22 protein-coding genes are annotated in these 20,559 nt (G+C 69.5%); 15 read left to right on the forward strand and 7 right to left on the reverse strand.

What is annotated here, in order from left to right; genetic code table 11:
• From BMZ45_RS17065 to BMZ45_RS17090, 6 genes are all read left to right on the forward strand, one after another.
• Positions 1-1,167: a putative peptide maturation dehydrogenase gene (locus tag BMZ45_RS17065; RefSeq protein WP_091637709.1), complete on the forward strand. Its 1,167-nt coding sequence runs from the start codon at positions 1-3 to the stop codon at positions 1,165-1,167.
• Positions 1,168-1,516: 349 nt separating this feature from the next.
• The gene (locus BMZ45_RS17070) at positions 1,517-1,963 is read left to right on the forward strand and encodes a hypothetical protein (protein ID WP_091637710.1); all 447 of its coding nucleotides are present in this window, start codon (positions 1,517-1,519) and stop codon (positions 1,961-1,963) included.
• Positions 1,964-2,158: 195 nt separating this feature from the next.
• On the forward strand, positions 2,159-2,629 hold the full coding sequence (locus BMZ45_RS17075) for a hypothetical protein (RefSeq protein WP_139215553.1): 471 nt from the start codon (positions 2,159-2,161) through the stop codon (positions 2,627-2,629).
• Positions 2,630-2,845: 216 nt separating this feature from the next.
• Positions 2,846-3,301, forward strand: coding sequence for a hypothetical protein (locus BMZ45_RS17080; protein ID WP_139215554.1), 456 nt, complete (start codon positions 2,846-2,848; stop codon positions 3,299-3,301).
• Positions 3,302-3,486: 185 nt separating this feature from the next.
• Positions 3,487-3,960: a hypothetical protein gene (locus BMZ45_RS17085; protein WP_139215555.1), complete on the forward strand. Its 474-nt coding sequence runs from the start codon at positions 3,487-3,489 to the stop codon at positions 3,958-3,960.
• Positions 3,961-4,208: 248 nt separating this feature from the next.
• The gene (locus tag BMZ45_RS17090; protein ID WP_091637714.1) at positions 4,209-4,685 is read left to right on the forward strand and encodes a hypothetical protein; all 477 of its coding nucleotides are present in this window, start codon (positions 4,209-4,211) and stop codon (positions 4,683-4,685) included.
• Between the two features lie 159 nt (positions 4,686-4,844).
• Here BMZ45_RS17090 and BMZ45_RS17095 read toward each other — a convergent pair whose 3' ends face one another.
• The 3 genes from BMZ45_RS17095 to BMZ45_RS17105 are packed head-to-tail and all read right to left on the reverse strand — an operon-like array spanning position 4,845 to position 6,404.
• Positions 4,845-5,627: an SDR family NAD(P)-dependent oxidoreductase gene (locus BMZ45_RS17095; RefSeq protein ID WP_091637715.1), complete on the reverse strand. Its 783-nt coding sequence runs from the start codon at positions 5,625-5,627 to the stop codon at positions 4,845-4,847.
• On the reverse strand, positions 5,624-6,052 hold the full coding sequence (locus BMZ45_RS17100; protein WP_091637716.1) for a VOC family protein: 429 nt from the start codon (positions 6,050-6,052) through the stop codon (positions 5,624-5,626). The genes BMZ45_RS17095 and BMZ45_RS17100 overlap by 4 nt, the downstream gene beginning before the upstream one ends.
• Positions 6,045-6,404 carry a hypothetical protein gene (locus tag BMZ45_RS17105; protein ID WP_091637717.1) on the reverse strand — a complete coding sequence of 120 codons (360 nt, stop codon included), beginning with the start codon at positions 6,402-6,404 and terminating at the stop codon, positions 6,045-6,047. Before BMZ45_RS17105 ends, BMZ45_RS17100 begins: the two co-directional genes overlap by 8 nt.
• A gap of 115 nt (positions 6,405-6,519) precedes the next feature.
• On the opposite strand from BMZ45_RS17105, the gene BMZ45_RS17110 reads away from it, so the two are divergent.
• Positions 6,520-7,152, forward strand: coding sequence for a TetR/AcrR family transcriptional regulator (locus tag BMZ45_RS17110; RefSeq protein ID WP_091637718.1), 633 nt, complete (start codon positions 6,520-6,522; stop codon positions 7,150-7,152).
• A 219-nt stretch (positions 7,153-7,371) separates the two neighbouring features.
• Here BMZ45_RS17110 and BMZ45_RS17115 read toward each other — a convergent pair whose 3' ends face one another.
• A complete protein-coding gene (locus tag BMZ45_RS17115) occupies positions 7,372-8,886 on the reverse strand; it encodes a YifB family Mg chelatase-like AAA ATPase (protein WP_091637719.1) in 1,515 nt (504 codons plus the stop codon).
• 10 nt (positions 8,887-8,896) lie between these two features.
• Positions 8,897-9,163 (reverse strand): ubiquinone biosynthesis accessory factor UbiK, encoded by a 267-nt coding sequence (locus BMZ45_RS17120; RefSeq protein ID WP_091637720.1) that lies wholly within the window; start codon positions 9,161-9,163, stop codon positions 8,897-8,899.
• Positions 9,164-9,440: 277 nt separating this feature from the next.
• On the opposite strand from BMZ45_RS17120, the gene BMZ45_RS17125 reads away from it, so the two are divergent.
• Together BMZ45_RS17125 and BMZ45_RS17130 are read left to right on the forward strand one after the other, a co-directional pair.
• Entirely contained in the window at positions 9,441-9,779 is a 339-nt protein-coding gene (locus BMZ45_RS17125) for a P-II family nitrogen regulator (protein ID WP_056176848.1), read from the forward strand.
• Positions 9,780-10,139: 360 nt separating this feature from the next.
• Complete coding sequence (locus tag BMZ45_RS17130; RefSeq protein WP_139215556.1) at positions 10,140-10,391, forward strand: hypothetical protein; 252 nt, start codon at positions 10,140-10,142, stop codon at positions 10,389-10,391.
• 16 nt (positions 10,392-10,407) lie between these two features.
• Here the strand turns inward: BMZ45_RS17130 and BMZ45_RS17135 are convergent, their stop codons facing one another.
• Positions 10,408-11,346, reverse strand: a complete 939-nt coding sequence (locus BMZ45_RS17135; RefSeq protein WP_091637722.1) for a LysR family transcriptional regulator — start codon at positions 11,344-11,346, stop codon at positions 10,408-10,410.
• Between the two features lie 114 nt (positions 11,347-11,460).
• On the opposite strand from BMZ45_RS17135, the gene BMZ45_RS17140 reads away from it, so the two are divergent.
• From BMZ45_RS17140 to BMZ45_RS17155, 4 genes are all read left to right on the forward strand, one after another.
• Positions 11,461-12,540 carry a YeiH family protein gene (locus BMZ45_RS17140; RefSeq protein ID WP_254776675.1) on the forward strand — a complete coding sequence of 360 codons (1,080 nt, stop codon included), beginning with the start codon at positions 11,461-11,463 and terminating at the stop codon, positions 12,538-12,540.
• An 83-nt stretch (positions 12,541-12,623) separates the two neighbouring features.
• Positions 12,624-13,241 carry a hypothetical protein gene (locus BMZ45_RS17145; RefSeq protein WP_091637723.1) on the forward strand — a complete coding sequence of 206 codons (618 nt, stop codon included), beginning with the start codon at positions 12,624-12,626 and terminating at the stop codon, positions 13,239-13,241.
• Positions 13,242-13,316: 75 nt separating this feature from the next.
• Complete coding sequence (locus BMZ45_RS17150; protein ID WP_139215557.1) at positions 13,317-13,865, forward strand: hypothetical protein; 549 nt, start codon at positions 13,317-13,319, stop codon at positions 13,863-13,865.
• A gap of 409 nt (positions 13,866-14,274) precedes the next feature.
• A complete protein-coding gene (locus tag BMZ45_RS17155) occupies positions 14,275-15,552 on the forward strand; it encodes a M12 family metallo-peptidase (protein WP_175489128.1) in 1,278 nt (425 codons plus the stop codon).
• Between the two features lie 93 nt (positions 15,553-15,645).
• On the opposite strand, the gene speE is transcribed toward BMZ45_RS17155, so the two are convergent.
• On the reverse strand, positions 15,646-16,500 hold the full coding sequence (speE, locus tag BMZ45_RS17160) for a polyamine aminopropyltransferase (protein ID WP_091637726.1): 855 nt from the start codon (positions 16,498-16,500) through the stop codon (positions 15,646-15,648).
• A 186-nt stretch (positions 16,501-16,686) separates the two neighbouring features.
• On the opposite strand from speE, the gene BMZ45_RS17165 reads away from it, so the two are divergent.
• Together BMZ45_RS17165 and speA are read left to right on the forward strand one after the other, a co-directional pair.
• The gene (locus BMZ45_RS17165; protein WP_091637727.1) at positions 16,687-18,543 is read left to right on the forward strand and encodes a M48 family metalloprotease; all 1,857 of its coding nucleotides are present in this window, start codon (positions 16,687-16,689) and stop codon (positions 18,541-18,543) included.
• A gap of 116 nt (positions 18,544-18,659) precedes the next feature.
• The gene (gene speA / locus BMZ45_RS17170; RefSeq protein WP_091637728.1) at positions 18,660-20,549 is read left to right on the forward strand and encodes an arginine decarboxylase; all 1,890 of its coding nucleotides are present in this window, start codon (positions 18,660-18,662) and stop codon (positions 20,547-20,549) included.
• Positions 20,550-20,559 lie beyond the last annotated feature (10 nt).

Raw genomic sequence — 20,559 nt, forward strand, 5'->3', positions numbered from 1 at the left:
ATGCGGGTGCGGCGATGCGCGGTGGTGTTCCTGGAACCGCGCGAGGAGATCGGCTTCGATCTGCAATCCCTGCTCAGCGGCGGTGCCGGACTGCGGCGCAGCCGGCGTTGGCTGGCCCTGGCGGCGCATCTGGAAGGCGAAGTCGAACTCGACGCCGACGAGCGCGAACTGCTGGGCCGGTTCAGTCCCGGCGAGTGGAGTTCGGCCGAGGCGCTGGACGCGGCGCCCGCCGCGGCGCTGGCGCGATTGCTCGAGGTCGGCCTGCTGATCGACGAGGACGCGGCCCATGCCGCGCACCGCGAGCGCGACCAGACGGTGCGCGATGGCCACTGGTGGCCGGTCTCGGCGCTGCTGCATCGGCAGGCGCGCTGGCACGGCGTGGACGGCGTCGCCGACATGGAGGCCAAGGACATGACCACCGTGTCCGGCCTGCTCGACAAACTCGGCGCGCCGCCGCCGCCGGTGCACGAACGGGTCGCGTCCGAGCAGCGCATCGCCTTGCCGGAGATCGCGGCGGACGAATTCGACGCCTTGCTCGCACGCCGCGCCACCTGCCGCAACTACGACCGCGAGCGCCCGCTGCCGCAGGCGTTGTTCGCGCACATGCTGCAACGCACTTTCGCCGCGCAGGCCCAGCTGCGCACCCACGACGAGGCGGTGTTCCTGAAGAAGCACACGCCCTCGGCCGGCGGCCTGCACCCGACCGAGGCCTATCTGGTGGTGCAGAACGTCGAGGGCGTGACGCCCGGGCTGTATCACTACCACCCGATCGCGCACGCGCTAGAACCCCTGCCGGCGCCGGACGAAGCCTTGGCGGCGTTCGCCTTGCGCGCGCTCGCCGGCCAGCACTGGTTCGCCGACGCCCACGTGCTGGCGGTGCTGACGCCGCGTTACGCGCGCTGCTTCTGGAAGTACCGCCACCACGCCAAGGCCTATCGCGCGCTGGTGCTGGACAGCGGCCACCTCTCGCAGACCCTGTACCTGAGCGCGACCGAGCTGGGCCTGGGCGCGTTCGTGACCTGCGCGATCAACGAGGTCGACATCGAGCGCGGCTTCGGCCTGGACCCGCTGCTGGAAGGGCCGCTGGCGGTATGCGGCTTCGGCTGGCGCGCGGCCGAGCGGCGCACGGCCGAGTTCGACCCGGGCGCGGCGGTCTGGTCGGCCTAGGGCGGAAGCGGCGCCCGATCGCGCCTCGGGCCGGCCCCGACCCCGGCCGATCCTGAATACGCGTGCGGCCGTTTCCGCCCCGATCCACGTACGCATGTCCGCCAGCCGGCCACGGTTCGGCGCAGCCCGGGCACGGTTGATCGCATCGGCGCGCCGCCCCGCAGGCAAGGGTGGTGTGTCGCACAGCGCCGTGAATTTCGGCCCAAGTTGTTGACGATATTGGGTTTTGTTCGAATTCCGCCGGTCCAGGCAGACGCGACGCCGGCGTTCGTTTAAGGTTGAAGGTCACATTTCGCGCGCGTAACGTCGGTCGCTCGCAATCCAGCTATCCGTACCCAGGAGTCGAACCATGAAGTTCCGTGTTTGGGCCTTGTCGCTGTTGCTGATGGCCCCTGTCGCGTTCGCGTCGGTCGATCGCGGCGTGTTGCAGTTCGAATCGATCCGCTCCCAGCAGACCGAAATCCGCGCCGCCGTCCAGGCCGGCAGCGGCCGCTACAAGGACATGTCGGTGAACGCCCGCGGTGAGCTGCTGGCCAAGCAGGACCACCTGTTCCAGCTCATGCAGGGCAAGCAGTCGACCCAGGACCTCAACGAGGACCAGAAGACGGACGTCTTCAACACCCTGGAGTGGATCGAAGCGGCCATCAACAAGGCCGACGACGAGCGCATGATCTGCGAGCGCCGCCCGGTGCTGGGCAGCACCCGCAAGGAGCGCGTGTGCAAGACCGCCGGTCAGATGCGCGCCGAGCGCGAAGCCACCCGCGAGCGTCTGGACAACCGCGAAGTGCGTCAATAGGGCAAACCGATTGCGGTTTCAAGGACAGCGCCGGCGCTCAGCCGCGATCGAACGGAACGCTGGACAGGCCCTGCGCGAGGCATGAAGGCTCGCGCGCAGGGCGCTGCGCGCGAAAGGCGCCAAACCATCGACCGCCGCCGCCGTCGCCGCTAAAGTGGGCGCAGCCCGGCATGGGCACGGACTTCGGGGGCGTCGATGCGTGCATTGGCCATATGGACCTTACTGTGGGCGGCATCCACCGCCGTCGCCGGCGAGCAGGCGCAACGCACGCCGCCGCCGCTGCCGATCCTCGCGATCGTCGAACAGCAAAAGCAGATCCGCGCCGACGACGTCGCCCGCCGCGGCCGCTACGGCCAGCTGCCCTTGGCGACTCGCGCCGAGCTGCTGTCCAAGCAAGTCGAGATCCTGAGCCTGGTGGAAGACAAGGCCAGCACCGCCGACCTCAGCCGGCGCGAACAGGTGGAAGTGTTCAATCGCCTGGAATGGATCGAAGCCACCGTCAACGATGCCGAAGAGGAACGCATGATCTGTCGGATCGAGCGCACCCTGGGCAGCAATCGCATGGTGCGCACCTGCCGCACCGTGGCCGACGAGCGCAAGGACAAGGAACGCGCGAATCGCGATCTCGATCGGCGCCCGCGCCAGGTCGGCGGTCAGGAAATCTGAAGCGGGCCTGCGGCGGCGAGCCCACGCCGCGCCTGCGCACGGGCGGCGTTCGTATCGCGATCCGATCCTGTTCGGAGGCCGGTGCTGCGGGCGAACAGCTGCAGTTTTGATGCGTTTTTTCTGTGCTTTCTCCATAAATCTTGCCAATCGACAGCGACGCACCCGCGCTATAGCGTGGTTCGTTCCGAATCGGCGGATTGCACGGGAGCGAAGTTCATGCGTGGTTTGATGTTTGCGGCCTTGTTGCTGGCGTCCACGGCTGCGGCCGCTAGCGACGTAGCGCCCCGTCCGCCCCTGGCGATCTCGGCCATCACCTCTCAGCAAAAGCAGATCCACGACGACGTGATCGCGCAGCGCGGGCGCTACAAGGACATGCCGGCGAGCACCCGCAGCGAGCTGTTGTCCAAGCAGGCCGAGGTGCTGGCCATGATCGAGGGCAAGACCCACTCCACCGATCTGAGCCAGGAGGAGCAGGTGCAGGTGTTCAACCGCCTGGAATGGATCGAGGCGGCGATCAACAACGCCGAAGACGAACGCATGGTGTGCAAGCGCGAGCGGACCATCGGCAGCACCCGCCTGGTCCGGGTCTGCCGGACCGTGGCGCAGGAGCGCGAGGCCCGCGAGGCCGCTCGCAAAAGCCTGGACCGCGGCGCCTTCCAGGACCGACGCTGACCCGGTCGCGCGCAGGCCGATCCCGTCCTGCGCGCCCGGACGGAGTACGGTCTGAGGGCTGGACCGTTCCGGCGACGCCCGTATTCGGCTCGGCGCATATCCGTAAAAAAGGTGCCTGTAGGCAGTCGACAGGGCAGATTCGGCAAAGTAAGTTCGGTGGCCCCGACAGCCCACGGACCGTTCCTATGTCGATGAAGAAAGCAATGATGGCCCTGATGCTAGGCGGCTTGCTGGCGGCGCCGATGGCGTTCGCCTCGGTCGATCGCAACACGCTGCAGGCCGAATCCATCCGCAGCCAGCAGGCCGAGATCCGCAGCGGCGTCGAGGCGCGCACCGGCCGCTACAAGGACCTCTCCGCCGATACCCGGTCGCAGCTGCTGAGCAAGCAGGGCGAAGTGCTGCGCCTGCTCGAAGGCAAGCAGACCACCGACGATCTCAACGAGGCGCAGAAGACCGAAGTCTTCAATGCGCTGGAGTGGATCGAGGCGGCGATCAACCGGACCGACGACGAGCGCCTGGTCTGCGAGCGCCGCCAGATCCTGGGCAGCACGCGCAGGGAACGCGTCTGCAAGACCGTCGCCCAGATGCGCGAAGAGCGCGACGCCGCGCGCAACCGCATGGACGTCCGCGGCGCCTGCGTGGATTGCAAGAGCGACTGATTCCAGGCACGCATGCGACATGCACGGGCGGCCGCAGGGCCGCCCGTTTTCGTTCCGGGCGGGCACTTGGGCCGGCGGCGGCGCCCGCATCGCGCCGGATCGCGCGGTCTTCCGACGTACGGCGGCACCGCGCCTGGCGAGCGAGCTAATGTCCACGGCGAGGGCCGGACGCGGGCACCGGCGACGCGGCTGTCCGGCTCGATCGGGTATCGAATCGCCGCATGGTTTCCAGTACCGGAGACGCCGCCATGAAATCCATAGCGCTGTGCATCCTGCTGGCCTTGGCCGCGGGCGCGTTGTCGGCGGCCGAAAGCCCCGCGACCGACGGCCGCGACCGCCTGCAGATCGTGATGGAGCAACAACGCGCCCTCCGGGCCGATCTGGACGGCGGCGCCATCGACGGTCTCAGCCCGCGTCAGACCAATGCGATCCGCAAGGCGCAGAAGGACGTATTCGCGGTCGCCGAGGGCAGGCAGACCCTGGATCAGCTGTCGATGGACGACAAGATCCGCTTCGAGAATGCCCTGGAGCGCATCAACGCCGAACTGATCGACAGCCGCCGCGCGCGCGACGACCAGGACGTGTGCTGGCGCGAGCGCACCAGCGGTACCAGCGTGAAGAAGACCCGTTGCGGCACCCAGGCGCAGATGCGCGAAGCCCGCGAGGGCGCGCGCGACTACCTGGAACGGCCCAAGGTCTGCGGCAAGGATTGCGGCGGGCTGTAGTTCGCTCGGCGCATCGACGGATGCAGCCGCGGCGGATCGTCGCGGCGCCGGCGCGTTGCGCGCGAATCGAACGTGCTCGATCGAAGCCGCATCAGGCCGCGATCGGATGGGCGAGCTGACGGCAGGCGGTTCGCGCCGGGTCGCGCGCCGGTCCAGCGTTCACAACATGACGCGTCCACCGGCCACATCCAGCACCACGCCGGTGATCCAGGACGAGGCCTGAGACAACAGGAACAAGGACGCCGAGGCGATGTCCTCCGGCGCGCCCAATCGGCCCAGCGGAAAGCCCGCACGCATGTCCCGCTGGCGTTCGGCCGGGATCGTGTTGCGGGTGCGCTCGGTGAGCACCGCCGACGGCGAAATGCAGTTCACGCGTATGCCTTGCGGGCCGACCTCGTGGGCGAGATGGCGGCTGAGCATGATCACGCCGGCCTTGGCCGCGCCGTAACCCGCGGGCGCGCCCGCGGCGATGCGCCCGCCGGCCGAGGCCATGGTCAGGATCGCGCCGCGGCCGCGTTCGAGCATGCCGGGCAGGAAGCTCTTGACCGTGAAGAAGGTCGAGCTGAGGTTGTGGTCCAGGCTGGAGCGCCAGTCCTGTTCGCTGATGTCCTGCACCGGCATCGGCCGCCCGCTGCCGCCGCCGGCGAACGCGAGCAGATGGTCCGGTGCGCCGGATTCGGCGACGATGCGGTCGCGCAGGCGTTCGAGTTCGGTCAGTTGCGAGCAGTCGGCGGGCGCGGCGATCGCCTCGCCACCGGCCGCGCGTATCGACGTCACCACCGCGGCGATCGCCGTTTCGTCGCGACCGTTGACGTAGACCCGCACGCCCTGGCGCGCGAGCGCATGGCAGGTCGCCGCGCCGATGCCGCGCGAACCGCCGGTGACCACGGCGATTTTGCCGTGCAGGTCGGGGTAGCGGGCCTCGGTCTCGTGCGTCGTCATGTCTGCGTCTCGGTCGTGGACGCCGTTTCGCCGTAGCAACGCAGCTCCAGGTTGTGGCCATCGGGATCGTAGAAATACAAGGAGCGCGCCCAGCCGCGCGCACCAGGCGCCAGGGCATCGGCTTGGCTGTCGCGCGCGAAAGGCGCGCCGCCGTAGGCGAGCTCGCGTGCGCGCAGACGCGCGAGCACCGCGTCGAAACCGTGACGGTCGAAGGCGAAGGCCAGGTGCTGCCGTTCCGGTGCGGAGTGCCGCAGCAGGTCGACGATGCAGTGCGCATTGATCCGAAACGCGCAAGCCGCGACGTGCTCGCTTTCGAAGCCGAACACCTCGCGATAGAAGCGCAACGACGCCTGCGGGTCGGCGACGCGCAGGATCAAGTGATCGAGCAGCGGCGCCGAGCCGTCGCGTGCCGGATCCTCAGACATAACGCGCTACCGCCATGCACAGCGCGGCGACCGCCAGCAGGCCCGCGGCCACGCGTTGGCCGCGCAGCGCGCGCTCGCCGCGCAGCAGGCCGAACTGGACCAGCGCCGCGATCAGCGCCGCCGCCGCGCCGGTGGCGAGCGCATGCTCGGCGTTGCCGTGGCCGCCGCGATGGAGCAGGGCCCACAGGCCGATCCCGCTGAGAATGGCCACCGCCGCGGCCGCCATCTGCGGCCTGCGCAGGGCCTGGAGCCCCAATCCGCCGCTACGGCTCAGGGCGAACGTGGTGCCGGCCCAGAAGATGCTGGACAGCACGTGCATGGACACGGCGACGACGACGAATGCGAGGTTCATGAGGAGCTCCTCCGACGGTGCGAATATTAACTGTACATAGTGTATAGTTAATAAACAAGCTGCCGTGTTCGCGGCTTCTGGGGCAGGATGCGGGCTGATCCGCCCTGCCTTGCCCATGAAACCGGACAGCCCCGAACCGCCGCGCGCCTATCACAGCCCCCAGCGCGCCGCCGCCGCCGCGCAGAAGCGCGAACGCGTGATCGCGGCCGCGCGCGAACTGCTCGCCGGCGACGAAGGACTGGGTGGCTTTTCGCTGGACGCGGTGGCCAAGCGCGCCGGCGTGACCCGCCTGACCGTCTATCACCAGTTCGGCTCGCGCCGCGCGCTGCTCGAAGCCGTGTTCGACGAGCTGGCGCTGAGCGGCGGCCTGCAGCGCATCGCCGCGGCGATGGCCTTGCCGGACCCGCAGGCCGGCCTGGCACAGGTCGTGCGGGTGTTCTGCGAATTCTTCGTCGACGGCCGCACGGTGATGGCGCCCTTGCTGGCCGCGGCCGCGAGCGATCCCGAACTCAAGCAAGGATTGAGCGAGCGCAACGAACGCCGCCGTCGCGTGCTGCGAGTGCTGGTCGAACGCATGGCGGTGCGCGCCGACGCCATCGACGATCTGGTCGATGTGCTGTGGGCGCTGACCGGCGCCCCGTTCGTCATCGAACTCGCCGCCGGCGGGCGCAGCGCGCAGGCGGTGGCGGCCCTGGTGCAGGCCTTGGCGGCGGACGCCGTGCAGCGGGCGTCGCGTCCGCACCGGTGAGTGGTGTCTGCCTGAAACTCCGCTGCGAGCCTCTGCCGATGAGAATCATGAGGGTGAGGATCGGGCAGCATCCATAGGGAGAGGCTCTATGGAATCAAGCTTCGGCCCGTCCCCTGAGTCGCCAGAAGAACTTAAGTCGCTAGAAGAACCGGCCGCTGATGATCGGACGTTCTTTCCCGCCCTGGCTGCTTGTTTCGGCGATTGGATGATCGAGCGGCGCTAGGCCGCCTGCATCGCCGCCCCACGCTCCGCGCGTCGGTAGCCGATCGCTTCGATGAGGTGGGCACTGTGGATGCGCGGGCTGCCGGCGAGGTCGGCGATGGTGCGCGCCACGCGCAGGATGCGGTGGGCCGAACGCGCCGACAGTTGCAGGCTTTCCACCGCACGTTCGAGCAGGCCGTAGTCGCGGTCCTCGAGGCGGCAGGTGGCCGAGGTTTCGGCCTGGGTCAGCTGCGCGTTGACCTTGCCGGCGCGGCTGCGCTGCAGCTCGCGCGCCTGGGCCACGCGGGCGCGCACGTCGGCGCTGGATTCGCTGGGTGGCGCGTCGGCGCGCAGCTCGGTGGGCATCAGGCGTGGCACTTCGATGTGCAGATCGATGCGGTCCAGCATCGGCCCGGACACGCGCGCGCGGTAGCGGCGGATCGCGTCGATGCCGCAATGACAGCGGCCGCTGCGGTCGCCGGCCCAGCCGCAGGGGCAGGGGTTCATGGCGGCGACCAGTTGGAAACGCGCGGGGAACTCGCTGCTGCGCGCGGCGCGCGAGATCGTGACCACGCCCGACTCCAGCGGTTCGCGCAGCACCTCCAGCGCGCGCCGGTCCCATTCGGGCAGTTCGTCCAGGAACAGCACGCCCTGATGCGCGAGCGAGATCTCGCCCGGACGCGGATCGGCGCCGCCGCCGACCAGGGCGACCGCGCTGGCGGTGTGGTGGGGCGAGCGGAACGGGCGTTCGCGCCAGCGCGCCGGGTCCAGGCCGCGCCCGCTGATCGAGGCGATGGCCGCGGCTTCCAAGGCTTCGTCTTCTTCGGCCTCCGGCAACAGGCCCGGCAAGCGCGAGGCCAGCAGGGTCTTGCCGCTGCCGGGTGGGCCGATCAGCAGCAGGTGGTGACCGCCGGCGGCGGCGATCTCCAAGGCGCGGCGCGCCTGGCTCTGGCCGCGCACGTCGGCCAAGTCCGGCCCGGGCGTGCGCGTGGCCGGCACCGCGACCGCCGCCGGCAGCGCTTTGCGCGCCGACAGCATGGCGCAGACTTCCAGCAGGGTGCGCGCGGTCATGGCCTCGACCCGGCTGGCCAGCGCCGCCTCGGCGCCGTTGCCGGCGGGCACCACCAGCTTGCGTCCGGCATCGGCGGCGGCCAACGCGGCGGGCAGCACGCCGTCGACCGCGCGCAGCTCGCCGGTCAGGCCGAGTTCGCCGAGAAACTCGTATTCGCCCAGCCCCTCCAGCGGAATCTGGCCGCTGGCGGCGAGGATGCCCAGCGCGATCGCGAGGTCGTAGCGGCCGCCGTCCTTGGGCAGGTCGGCCGGGGCCAGATTGACGGTGATGCGGCGCGCCGGGAATTCGAACTGCGCGCACTGGATCGCCGCGCGCACCCGGTCCTTGGCCTCGCGCACCGCCGCCTCGGGCAGGCCGACGATGGACATCGCCGGCAGGCCGCCGGCGAGGTGGACCTCGACCCGAACCGCGGGCGCACGCACGCCCGTACGCGCGCGGCTGTGCGCGATCGCCAGATTCATGGGAGAGGACTCAGTGCTGGGGCGGTGCGGATTGACCCAGCTGGGCTTCCAGCTCGGCCACGGTGCGCTGCAGTTCGTCCAGCTTCTCGCGCGTGCGCAGCAGGACCGCGCGCTGCACCTCGAACTCCTCGCGCGTGACCAGGTCGAGCTTGGCCAGCCCGCTCTGCAGCACGGCCTTGAAGTTCTGCTGGATTTCCTCGCGGCCTTCGCGCACGCCCGGCGGCAGCAGCGAGCCCAGGCGGCGGGCGAGGTCGTCGATATGGTTCAGGTCGATCATCGGGGTCGGGACTCAATCCGGGGGACGTGGCCAGCATGGCCTCGTGGCCGGGACGGCGCCGTCGGTGCGGGCCGCGCCGCGCTGTCAGAAAAATCCGACATTGCGGTGAGGCATTACACCACGGCGGCGGTCGCGGACGCGAGGTAGCCCATCCTCGGATGGGCCCGGGCGAAGACCGCGTGAACGCCGCCGGGATAGGGCCGCAGCCTGCGGCTCGGCTATGCTGCCGCCCAGACGAGGCGCGCCAAGTGCGCGGATCAGGAACCGGAGAGCGACGATGAAGATGGTCATGGCGGTGATCAAGCCGTTCAAGCTGGACGACGTGCGCGAGGCCCTGGCCGAAGCGGGCGTGGCCGGCATCACCGCCACCGAGGTCAAGGGCTTCGGCCGCCAGAAGGGCCACACCGAGCTCTACCGCGGCGCCGAGTACGTGGTCGACTTCCTGCCCAAGATCAAGCTGGAGGTCGCGGTGACCGACGAGCAGGTCGACGGCGTGGTCGAGGCGATCATGAAGGCGGCCGGCACCGGCAAGATCGGCGACGGCAAGATCTTCGTCTGGGATCTGGAGCGCGCGGTGCGCATCCGCACCGGCGAGATGGACGGCGACGCGCTGTAGGTGAGCCGCGTCGTCTCGACGGTCCAGCGGAGCGTCTTGTGGAGGCGCCGCCGTGCAGATGGCGACATGCGACAACCGCGAGTTGGCGTTCTTGTTTGCACAGCGCAATGCCGACGATTGCGCGGTCTTGGCGACGGGTCGTCAAGAGCCGGTGGGAATGAGGAAGTACCAGCGGTCGCGACGAGAACGAGTCGTCCCACGCCATAGCCGCGTGCGCCAGCGCGAATGCCGTCGCTTACGATTGACATCCGCCTTTGGCCTTCTCAGCTTGCGATAGCCAGCGACGCCTCGCTTGTGCGGCGCAGCGTAGGCCTACGCCGTCGACCGGCGGCGGAGACCGTTGTGCAAGGAGGCTCCAACATGGAAATGATCCTGTCCTTACAGGCGCTGGAGATGGAGGACGAACGCGGGGCGGGTAACAGTGGCGTCAGCGTCAAATGCACTTCCGGCGGCACCGGTTCGCCGGCCAGTTCCATCAGCGTGCGATGCATCGATCCGCTGGCCATCGGCGCGGTTCTGCTGGCGTTGTTGCTGGCCGGCCTGGCCGCCAGCCTGGCGCCGGCGCTGCGCGCCGCGCGCGTGCATCCGATGCGGGTGTTCCACACCGACTGAGCGCGGCGGCGCGCGCTCAGGAATGCGAGCGCAGCCGGCGCGTGCGAGCCGGCTCGGCGTCCAGGGCCAGGAACGCGCGCAAGGCCGGCGCTTGCGGGCGGTTGACCAGCTCCAGGCGATACAGCGGGCGTGTGCCGGCCTCGGCCGCGCCGCCGCCGGCGAGCGCGCGCAGGCGGCCCATCGCCAGCAGGTCGGCGACCACCGTTTCCGGCAGCAAGGCGATGCCCGCGCCGGCCGCTACCGCGCGCGCGATGGCTTCGTTGCTGCCGACCTCGATCGTGCGCGCGGGCACGAAGCCTTGCGCCTCGAACCAGGCCTGCGCGGCCTGGCGCGTGCCCGAACCCGGCTCGCGCAGCAACCACGTCTGCGCGGCCAACGCGGCCGCACTGACGCGTTTGCCCAGCCCAGGCGTCGCCTCGACGTCCGCGGCGGCGACCAGACGCAGCGGTTCGGTGCGCCACAGCGAGGCCGCGATGCGCGCATCCTCGACTTCGCCCTCGACATAGCCCACATCGATGCGGCAATCGATCAGCGCACGGCTGATCTCGTCGGTGTTGCCGACCACCAGCTCCAGTTCCAGTGCGGGATAGCGGCGCACGAAGGCGGCCAGCGTGCGCGGCAACCAGTACGCGGCCACCGTGGTGCTGGCGCCGATGCGCAGCCGACCCTGGCGCAGCTCGACGCGATCGCGCACGTCCTCGCTGGCGGCACGCTCCAGGGCGAAGATCGCGCGCGCATGTTCGAACACCGCGCGGCCGTGTTCGGTCAGCACCACGCCGCGCGGCGCCTTGCCGTCGGCGCCGCCACGCTCCAGCAGCGGCAGGTCCAATTGGTGCTCCAGCTCGCGCACCGCCTTGGACACCGCCGACTGGCTCACGAACAGCAGTTCCGCCGCGCGCGAGTAGTTCTGGGTCTCGACCACGGTCAGGAAGCTGCGCAGCAGGTGCAGGTTCATAGGTATGAGTTCAGCTCATCGATAATTGAATTATATGTATTGGACGCTAGCATCCCGCGGGCCTAAGGTGGCGCCGATTTGGCGAGGCGCTGCGGCGCCGGAGAGTGCTGTCCCGTGTCGTCCGTCTACGAAACCGCCGCTCCGTCCGCCGTCGCCGAGGCCTCGGCGCCGCGCCGAGCGATGGGCTACGGCCCGGGCCTGGGGCTGGCCGCGACGCTGGCGGCGCTGGCCTGGGGCCTGGCCGAGTGGGCGCCCCTGCGCGGGCTCGGCCTGAGCGCGCTGACGCTGGCGATCGTGCTCGGCATCGTCGTCGGCAACACCGCGTTCGCTCGAATCGCCGCGGTCGCCGGCCCCGGCGTCGACCTCTGCCGCAGCCGGCTGCTGCGCCTGGGCATCGTGCTCTATGGATTCCGCGTCGGTTTCCACGACCTGGCCGCGGTCGGCGTGGCCGGCCTGGTGGTGGATGCGGTGGTGGTGGCGTCGGTGTTCGCCAGCGCGGTCTGGCTGGGTACGCGCTGGCTGAAGCTGGACCGCGAGACCGCGATGCTGATCGGCGCGGGCAGCGCGATCTGCGGCGCGGCGGCGGTGATGGCGACCGAGCCGGTGCTGCGCGCCCGCGCGCATCAGGTGTCGGTGGCGGTGGCGACCGTGGTGGTGTTCGGGACCATCGGCATGTTCGTCTATCCCTGGCTGTATCCGCATCTGGGCCTGAGCGAACACGCCTACGGGCTCTACGTGGGCTCGACCGTGCACGAGGTCGCACAGGTGGTGGTGGCCGGCCGCGCGGTCGGCGAGACCGCGGCCTCGACGGCGGTGATCGAGAAGATGTTGCGGGTGATGCTGCTGGCGCCGTTCCTGTTGCTGCTCTCCGCGCGCGTCGCGGGGCGCGCCGAAGGTGGCGAGCGCGCCAAGCTCACGCTGCCGTGGTTCGCGCTGGCCTTCATCGCTGTCAGCGGCTTGCATTCGCTGCTGCCGTTGCCGCTGCCGCCGGCCTGGCTCGCGGCGATCGTGCAGCTGGATACCGCGCTGCTGGCGATGGCGATGGCCGCGCTGGGTCTGCGCACGCAGATCGGCGCCATCCGCCAAGCGGGGGCCAAACCGCTGCTGCTGGCGGCGGTGCTGTTCATGCTGCTGACGGTGGGCGGGTATGCGCTCAACCTCGCGGCGATGCGCTGGATCGGTCACGGCGGATAGGTCGCGCGTAGTACCGTAGCGCCGAACCGGCGGCGCGGGGTGCGGCCGGTCCATCCAAGTGCAAGCGCGAGGCAGGGGACGAGATGAAAGCGATGGCAGCGCTGCTGGGGATCCTGGTCGCCACGAGCGCGTGGGCGGCCGAGGGCGACAAGGAGGAAACGGTCAACGGGCTGGGCCGGACCCATCTGGCCGACACCGCGATCTGCCTGGGGCAGGCGACGTCCGCCCTGAGCAATGCCCTGCTGGTGATCGGCAAGGACCGGCCAGACCTGGCCACGGTATTGAGCAAAGCCGAAGCGACCAATGCGCGCTTTCCCGAGCGATTCCGGGACACGCCCGAAGCGCTGAAGGCGGAGGTCGAGGCCCTGTACGCGAATCCGCCCAAGTCCCTGGCGCGCCACGGTGCTCAGCGCATGCAGCAATGCGTGCAGGCCCACGCCATTCCGCTGAATCCGCCCATGGTCGGGCGCTGCTACGAAGTGGTGTCCTTCCTCAACGCCATGCGCGCCTCGCTAGGCAAGACGCAGACACCGGAAGCCTTCGCCGACCTGTGGGCGCCGCAGATCGCGCGCTCGCCGGAGGACCTCGCGCAGTTGCACCCGGCGGTGATCGAGCAGTTCGGCGGCGGTCCCATGCCCGCACGCGAGGAGTTCATCCTGTATCTGCGCTGCGCGATGCCGAAGGCGAAAACTGCGCCGTGACCACAGGCATTGCTGACGTCGGTCGCGTGCCGCCGATCGCGAACCCCCTGGCTGTGCATGGAGAGGAGTAGCGTGATGACAAAATCCAAACAGGCCTATGCACCGATGGCGTTGCTAACATTCGCATTGCTGAGCGCGACGGTGCCCGCATGGGCCTGTACGCCGGCATCTCCGTTGAGCAGTGTCGCGGCACGCGAGGCCACGCAGGTCTTCGTGTTCCAACTGACGGCATCGCGGCTGGCGACGCCGCCCAAGGAAATCGAGGGCACGGTGTACGGTGAGATCCGCGTACTGAAGGTTTTGCGTGGAAGCGCGGCCATCTCGCCGAAGCTGCGCTATTACACCGGCGTATGCGCGGGCAGCCGCATGGATGTCGGCCACTACTACGTTGCCTTCGTGCGCGACGCCAGGCCGGGTTGGTGGGCGGGTCGAAACACGGTGATCCATCTGGGGGGATTGCAGCCCCAGCAGGGCGACGTCGCCTTGGCCGAAGTCCGCAAGGTGCTGGAAGGACGTATCGCCTTGGAGCATACCTCTCTGATCGCGGGACGCGACTTCGTGGACAGTGGATGGCCGCCGCCGCCTCCACCGCCGCCGAAAGCGGTCGAGCCGCGACCGAAATGAAATCGTCGCCTTGAAGAGAGCCCCGCATCGCTGCGGGGCTTTTCTTATGAGCGGTGTCGAGTGGACCTGGCGCGTCGCGCAGTCGTGCGTGGCGGCGCGGAACACCGACGGTGATCGCCTTCGGCGTATACGTGCGAGCTGGCTCACTTAGTGCACATCTTGTGTGCCTTCGAATTTCCGATGCCGGAATGTGTGATTGACGTTGCAGGTTCCGCGCGGGAATGAGGGATTTCCGATCTGTTGTCGCTACAAACGCCGTGCCTAAGCTCGGCTCCGTTCAAGGCGGTTCGATCGCGCGCGCACGCTGCCTAAGTGCACGCAGCGGTCGGCGATACGGCTATGAACGAGTCGGGCGATGCTCGTCGCCCTCGATGCCAACACTCAATGCTGTGTTCAAGGAGAGAGACAGATGCAGAAGGCAATCTTGGTAATGTCCATCGCCGGCTTGGTCGCCGCTACGGTCAATGTCGCCGATGCGCAATCGGCGGCGGCGCCGGAACTGTTCCAGGCCCATTCGTCCAGGGTCGCCGCCGCGGCGCCCGCCAATGTCAACAACATGCTGCGCGATAAGACCGCGCTGTGGGCATCGTCGGTGTCGATCGACCGCAAGGTACTGCTCGGCGCGCAGCGCGAGCTGAGCTTGAGCATGCCGGAAGGCGCGCGCCTGCACATGCGACTGGCGAAGTCGTATCGCACGCCCGAGGGCGACGTGGTCTGGTCGGGCGCGGATCGCCTGCTGCCCAGCGGCCAGCTCCAGCTCGGCGCTACGCCGCCGTCCACCGCTCTGTTCGTGGTGCGCGGCGAGCGCGTGACCGGACAGATCGTCGCCGCCAGCGGCGAGGTGTACGAGGTGCTGACCTCGGAGGACGGCAAGCAGCAGTTCATGGTCAAGCGCGACCCGGCCAGCCTCGAAGGCGCGGACGATACGCCCAGCCGCGTCGATCTGGCGCCGCAGCCGGATCGCGGCCGCAGCGTCGCTCCGGCGGCCAACGCGCTGCTCGCCAACAGCATCATCCGCGTGCTGCAGGTTTACACGCCCGAGGCGGTTTCCCAGTTGGGCGGCCAGAATTCGGCCAACGACCGCGCGGCGTTCTTCATCGCCCAGTCGAACACCGCGTTCGCCAACAACGCCCTGGCCGTGCAGTTCCAAAGCGCCGGCGTGCGCTTCCCCACGCAGGGGCAGGCGACCGACACCTCCGAAACGCTGCTGTCGCGCATCCGCAACACCGCCGACGGCTGGTACGACGCCTATTCGACCACCGAGCGCAACAACACGGCCGCCGATCTGGTGACCCTGGTCGTCCGCGACGGTCTCAATAGCGGCGGTCTGTCGCTGTGCGGCCAGGCGTATTCGATCGGCGCCACCGCGGCCAACGGCTACTTCGTGCAGAACCACAGCTGCAGCACCTTCACCTTCGTGCACGAGGCGGCGCATTTGTTCGGTGCGCGTCACGACAACGATTCGAACACCACGCCGTTCTCGTACGGTCACGGCTACGTCAACACGTCGGGTAATTTCCGCACCATCATGGCGGTGAACTCGAATCCGCAGCCGCGCATCGGCTACTTCTCCACGATCGACCAGACCTACACCGTGGGCGGCGTGGCCCGCGCGCTGGGCACCAGCACGCGCGACAACGAGCGCGTCATGCGCGAGCGCGCGCCGACGATGGCGGCCTTCCGCTGAGGCCGGAAACGAAGCGGCGGCCATGACGGCCGCCGCGACGTCGCCTATCGGGCGCGGTGCCAGGCCAGTGCCTGGGCCGCGCCCGGTATCGGATCAGCCCTCGCCCAGCGCCGCGGCCACGAACGGCGGCAGGGTCTGCGCGCCGCGGTGGATGTCGGCGCTGTAGTACAAGGTGTCGAAGCCCTTGCCGCGCGCGTCGGCGTCGCGGAAGTCGAAGCCGCCGGACTTGCGCGCCAGGGTGCAGCTCCACCAGCCGGTCGGATAGCACGGCTGCGGGAACGGCAGGGTCTGGAAGCGGGCGAAGCCGGCCTTGCCCATCTCGCCGCGCATTTCCTTGATCAGGTCCAGCAGGACCAGCGGCGATTCCGACTGCTGGACCAGGATGCCGTCGTCCTTGAGCGCGCGGAAGCAGCTTTCGTAGAAGGCCTTGTTGAACAGGCCCTCGGCCGGGCCGACCGGGTCGGTGGAGTCGACGATGATGATGTCGACGCTGCCCGGCGCGCGGTTGGCCATGTAGGCGATGCCGTCGTCGAACAGCAGCTGCGCGCGCGCGTCGCCGTTGCGCTCGCACAGTTCCGGGAACCACTTCTCGGCCATGCGCGTGACCTGCTCGTCGATGTCGCACTGCACGGCCTCTTCCACGCCGGGGTGCTTGAGCACTTCGCGCAGGGTGCCGCAGTCGCCGCCGCCGATGATGACCACGTTCTTGGGCGCGGCGTGGGTGAACAGCGCCGGGTGCGACATCATCTCGTGGTAGAGGAAGTTGTCGCGCGTGGTCAGCATCATCGCGCCGTCGATCAGCATGAGGTTGCCCCAGTCGGTGCTCTCGAAGATCTCGATCTTCTGGAACGGCGACTGGACCTCGTCGAGCTTGCGGGTGATGCGATAGCCGATGGCCGAGCCGGCGCGCTCGAAGTTCTCGTAATGCCAGGTGTCGGAGCTGCTCATGCGGGTGATTCCAGAAGAAGTGGGGCGCGTCTGCCAAGGTAGCCGCCGCGGATGACGGCCGCGCTGCGCCACGACGTGCGGGCGCTGCGCCAAGGCGGGGGGCGGCATTGTAACGGACCGGGCGTGAGACGCCCGACCTGGCCTAAAATGGCCGCAGACACGGGGGTGTAGCAGGGGGCTGCAGGGATGGCATCGGTTGCGCGGTACCAGGGGCTGGTCGAGCGCCTGGAGCGGGAGGCGCAGCAGGCGCCGGGACGCTACAAGTTCAAGTTGGCCCTGTTGGCGGGCCTGGGGTTCGCGGTGCTGGGCGGCACGGTGCTGCTGGCGCTGGGCATGTCGGCCGGCCTGGTGCTGGCCTTGCTGGCGATCAGCCCGATCCTGCTGCTCAAGCTGCTGAAGGTGATCTGGATACCGGTCGCGTTCGGCTGGTTCGTGCTCAAGGCGCTGTGGGTGAAGTTCGAGCCGCCCAGCGGCTACGTGCTGGGCCCGAACGAGGCGCCCGAGCTGCGCGCCGAGATCGAGCGCCTGCGCGCGCAGACCGGGGCGCCGCCGCTGAAGCAGATTCTGATCGACCCCAATCTCAACGCCGGCGCGGCCAGCGTGCCGCGCGCGCTGGGCCTGTTCGGGCATACCCACTACCTGGTGTTGGGCCTGCCGCTGATGCAGTTGCTCAGCCGCGAACAGTTCGCCGCGGTGGTCGCCCACGAGTTCGGCCATTTCGGCGGCGGCCACGGCCGTTTCGCCGGCTGGATCTACCGAGTGCGCGCCAGTTGGAACCGCTTCCTGGGCGAGCTGTCGCAGCGCCGCTCGCGCATGGGTGCGGTGTTCCTGCGCTTCTTCAATTGGTACGCGCCCTATTTCGACGCCTACAGCTTCGTGCTGGCGCGCGCGCAGGAGTACGACGCCGACGCCACCGCCGCGCGCGTGACCGGCGCGCCGACCATGGCCCAGGCCCTGCAGCGCGTGGGGCTGGGCAGCGTGCGCCTGCAACGCGATTTCTGGGCGGGCGTGGAGCGCAGCGTCGAGACCCAGCCGCGGCCGCCGCAGGCGCTGTACCGCGACATGGCCGGCAGCTTCGCCGGCGCGGGCGCCGACGACGCAATGCGCCTGCAGGAGCTGCTGGACGAGCAGCCTGGCCTGGACGACACCCACCCGACCCTGGCCCAGCGCCTGCAGGCCCTGGGGCAGGCGCCGGCGGCGGTGCCGGCGCCGACGCGATCCGCCGCCGAGGCCCTGCTGGGGCCGTTGCGCGAGACCCTGGAGGAGCGTTTCAGCCGCGAATGGCGCGAGCACGTCGCCGAGACCTGGCAGCAGCGCCACCAGGCGCTGGGCCAGGACCATGCGCGTCTGGCCGAGCTGGAGGCGCGCGCCGATACGCTGGCCGGCGCCGAGCTGGGCGAGTACGCGGTGCTGGTCGACCGCCTGCGTCCCGACGCCGACGCCGTGCCGCTGTATCGCGCCGCCCTGGCCGCGCGCCCCGACGACGCCCTGGTGCTCGCGCGCCTGGGCGCGCAGTTGGTCGACCGCCAGGACGCGGAAGGCGTGGGCCTGCTGGAGCGCGCGATCGAGCTGGACCCGGACCTGACCGAGCAGGGCCTGCAGGTGCTGATGCAGCACCACCACCGCGTCGGCGACGAGGCCGCGTTCGAGGCCGCGGCGAAGCGGCTGCGCGCGCTGTACCAGCGCCGCGACGGCGCCTTGCTCGCGCGCGAGGAGGTCGATCCCAAGAAGGACCGCCTGCTCGAGCACGACCTGGATGCCGAGGCCCTGCGGATCGCCACGGCGGGCCTGCAGGCTTCGGGCAAGGTCAAGCAGGCCTGGATCGTGCGCAAGGAGATCGCGGGCGACGACAGCGGCATCCCGCACTACCTGGTGTTGCTGGCGCTGCGCGGCGTGGCCTGGACCGAGGGCGGGATGCTGCAGAAGGTGCTCGACGGCCTGGAGCTGCCCGGCAGCATCGTCGCCCTGCACGAATCCAGCCATCGCGCGCTGGCCAAGCGGATCAAGGCGATGCCGGGCACGCTGGTGTACACGCGGGCTTGAGGCCTGCGCGCCGGAGCCGCGGGCGGCGCCTCGCGGCCGTTCAGGCAGCGATGGCCGGGATCGAGGCATGGGGACGGTAGAATGCGCGTCCCCTCCGTCCCACTGGTGCCACGCCGATGTCCGACTGGTCGCTCGATCAGGCCCGCAAGACCTACTCGATCCCGCATTGGTCCGAAGGCTACTTCGACGTCGATACGGCCGGGCGGATCGCGGTGCGGCCGCACGGCGAGCGCGGGCCGGCGATTCCGCTGCCCGAGGTCGTCGACGCCGCGCGCGCCAACGGCGCCAAGCTGCCGGTGCTGGTGCGCTTCCCCGACATCCTCGGCGACCGCCTGGGCAAGCTGCAGGCCGCGTTCGCCCAGGCCCAGGCCGAGTGGGACTACCCCGGCGGCTACACCGCGGTTTACCCGATCAAGGTCAACCAGCACCGCGGCGTGGCCGGCACCCTGGCCTCGCACCACGGCGAAGGCTTCGGCCTGGAAGCGGGCAGCAAGCCCGAGCTGATGGCGGTGCTGGCGCTGAGCCGGCCCGGCGGCCTGATCGTGTGCAACGGCTACAAGGACCGCGAGTACATCCGCCTGGCCCTGATCGGCCGCAAGCTCGGCATGGAGACCTACATCGTGGTCGAAAAGCCCTCCGAGCTCGCGCTGGTAATCGAGGAGGCGCAGGCCCTGGGCGTGCAGCCCGGCCTGGGCGTGCGCATGCGCCTGGCCTCGCTGGGCGCGGGCAAGTGGCAGAACAGCGGCGGCGACAAGGCCAAGTTCGGGCTGTCGCCGCGTCAGGTGCTGGATCTGTGGAAGAAGCTGCGCGACGCCGGCATGAGCGACTGCCTGCAGTTGCTGCATTTCCACATGGGTTCGCAGATCTCCAACGTGCGCGACATCGCCAACGGCATGCGCGAGGCCACGCGTTACTTCGTCGAGCTGTCCAAGCTGGGCGCCAAGGTGCGCTACATGGACGTCGGCGGCGGCCTGGGCATCGACTACGAAGGCACGCGTTCGCGCGGCTACTGCTCGATCAACTACGGCATCGGCCAGTACGCCAACAGCATCGTGCAGCCGCTGGCCGAGGCCTGCGCCGAGCACGGCCTGACCCCGCCGCGCGTGGTCACCGAATGCGGACGCGCGATGACCGCGCATCACGCGGTGCTGGTGGCCAACGTGTCGGAAGTGGAGGAGGCGCCGGAAGGCCGCATCCCCGATTCGCACGACGACGAGCCGGCGGTGGTGCGCCATCTGCGCGAGATCCACGACGAGCTAGACCGGCGCCCGGCGGTGGAGTTGTTCCACGAGGCCCAGCACCACCACAGCGAAGGTCTGTCGCTGTACGCCCTGGGCCAGATCGATCTGACCCAGCGCGCGCGCATCGACGACCTGTTCTACGCGATCGCGCATGCCGTGCGGCAGCGTCTGAACTACGACGAGAAGAGCCATCGCGAGCTGCTGGACGAGCTCAACGACCGCCTGGTCGACAAGTACTTCGTCAACTTCAGCGTGTTCGAGTCGATCCCGGACGTGTGGGCGATCGATCAGGTGTTCCCGATCGTGCCGATCGAGCGCCTGGACGAAACGCCGGAACGTCGCGGCATCCTGGCCGACATGACCTGCGACTCCGACGGCACCGTCAAGACCTACGTCGAGAACGAAGGCCTGGACACCTCGCTGCCGCTGCATCGCCTCAAGCACGGCGAGAGCTACCGGCTGGGCTTCTTCCTGGTCGGCGCCTATCAGGAAATCCTGGGCGACATCCACAACCTGTTCGGCGACACCGACGCGGTGGAAGTGCGCGTGGACGGCGACGGCTACCGGATCGCGCAGCAGCGCCGCGGCGACACCACCGACGTGATGCTGGACTACGTGGGCTACCAGTTGTCCGACCTGCGCCAGGCCTACCGCGACAAGGTCGCCGCGGCCGGGTTGTCGGACGAGGAGTCCGAGCGTCTGAACGAGGCGCTGGAAACCGGCCTGACCGGCTACACCTATCTCAGCGACGCGCCGCTGGCGTGACGACGGCGGG

It is taken from the genome of Lysobacter sp. cf310 (genome assembly GCF_900114355.1).
Classification (GTDB): domain Bacteria; phylum Pseudomonadota; class Gammaproteobacteria; order Xanthomonadales; family Xanthomonadaceae; genus Lysobacter.

What these genes read in the sequence shown, in the direction of transcription:
- BMZ45_RS17065 (WP_091637709.1), top strand. Translation starts at nt 1, where the DNA reads ATGCGGGTGCGGCGATGCGCGGTGGTGTTCCTGGAACCGCGCGAGGAG.
- BMZ45_RS17070 (WP_091637710.1), top strand. Translation starts at nt 1,517, where the DNA reads ATGAAGTTCCGTGTTTGGGCCTTGTCGCTGTTGCTGATGGCCCCTGTC.
- BMZ45_RS17075 (WP_139215553.1), top strand. Translation starts at nt 2,159, where the DNA reads ATGCGTGCATTGGCCATATGGACCTTACTGTGGGCGGCATCCACCGCC.
- BMZ45_RS17080 (WP_139215554.1), top strand. Translation starts at nt 2,846, where the DNA reads ATGCGTGGTTTGATGTTTGCGGCCTTGTTGCTGGCGTCCACGGCTGCG.
- BMZ45_RS17085 (WP_139215555.1), top strand. Translation starts at nt 3,487, where the DNA reads ATGTCGATGAAGAAAGCAATGATGGCCCTGATGCTAGGCGGCTTGCTG.
- BMZ45_RS17090 (WP_091637714.1), top strand. Translation starts at nt 4,209, where the DNA reads ATGAAATCCATAGCGCTGTGCATCCTGCTGGCCTTGGCCGCGGGCGCG.
- BMZ45_RS17095 (WP_091637715.1), bottom strand. Translation starts at nt 5,627, where the DNA reads ATGACGACGCACGAGACCGAGGCCCGCTACCCCGACCTGCACGGCAAA.
- BMZ45_RS17100 (WP_091637716.1), bottom strand. Translation starts at nt 6,052, where the DNA reads ATGTCTGAGGATCCGGCACGCGACGGCTCGGCGCCGCTGCTCGATCAC.
- BMZ45_RS17105 (WP_091637717.1), bottom strand. Translation starts at nt 6,404, where the DNA reads ATGAACCTCGCATTCGTCGTCGTCGCCGTGTCCATGCACGTGCTGTCC.
- BMZ45_RS17110 (WP_091637718.1), top strand. Translation starts at nt 6,520, where the DNA reads ATGAAACCGGACAGCCCCGAACCGCCGCGCGCCTATCACAGCCCCCAG.
- BMZ45_RS17115 (WP_091637719.1), bottom strand. Translation starts at nt 8,886, where the DNA reads ATGAATCTGGCGATCGCGCACAGCCGCGCGCGTACGGGCGTGCGTGCG.
- BMZ45_RS17120 (WP_091637720.1), bottom strand. Translation starts at nt 9,163, where the DNA reads ATGATCGACCTGAACCATATCGACGACCTCGCCCGCCGCCTGGGCTCG.
- BMZ45_RS17125 (WP_056176848.1), top strand. Translation starts at nt 9,441, where the DNA reads ATGAAGATGGTCATGGCGGTGATCAAGCCGTTCAAGCTGGACGACGTG.
- BMZ45_RS17130 (WP_139215556.1), top strand. Translation starts at nt 10,140, where the DNA reads ATGGAAATGATCCTGTCCTTACAGGCGCTGGAGATGGAGGACGAACGC.
- BMZ45_RS17135 (WP_091637722.1), bottom strand. Translation starts at nt 11,346, where the DNA reads ATGAACCTGCACCTGCTGCGCAGCTTCCTGACCGTGGTCGAGACCCAG.
- BMZ45_RS17145 (WP_091637723.1), top strand. Translation starts at nt 12,624, where the DNA reads ATGAAAGCGATGGCAGCGCTGCTGGGGATCCTGGTCGCCACGAGCGCG.
- BMZ45_RS17150 (WP_139215557.1), top strand. Translation starts at nt 13,317, where the DNA reads ATGACAAAATCCAAACAGGCCTATGCACCGATGGCGTTGCTAACATTC.
- BMZ45_RS17155 (WP_175489128.1), top strand. Translation starts at nt 14,275, where the DNA reads ATGCAGAAGGCAATCTTGGTAATGTCCATCGCCGGCTTGGTCGCCGCT.
- speE (WP_091637726.1), bottom strand. Translation starts at nt 16,500, where the DNA reads ATGAGCAGCTCCGACACCTGGCATTACGAGAACTTCGAGCGCGCCGGC.
- BMZ45_RS17165 (WP_091637727.1), top strand. Translation starts at nt 16,687, where the DNA reads ATGGCATCGGTTGCGCGGTACCAGGGGCTGGTCGAGCGCCTGGAGCGG.
- speA (WP_091637728.1), top strand. Translation starts at nt 18,660, where the DNA reads ATGTCCGACTGGTCGCTCGATCAGGCCCGCAAGACCTACTCGATCCCG.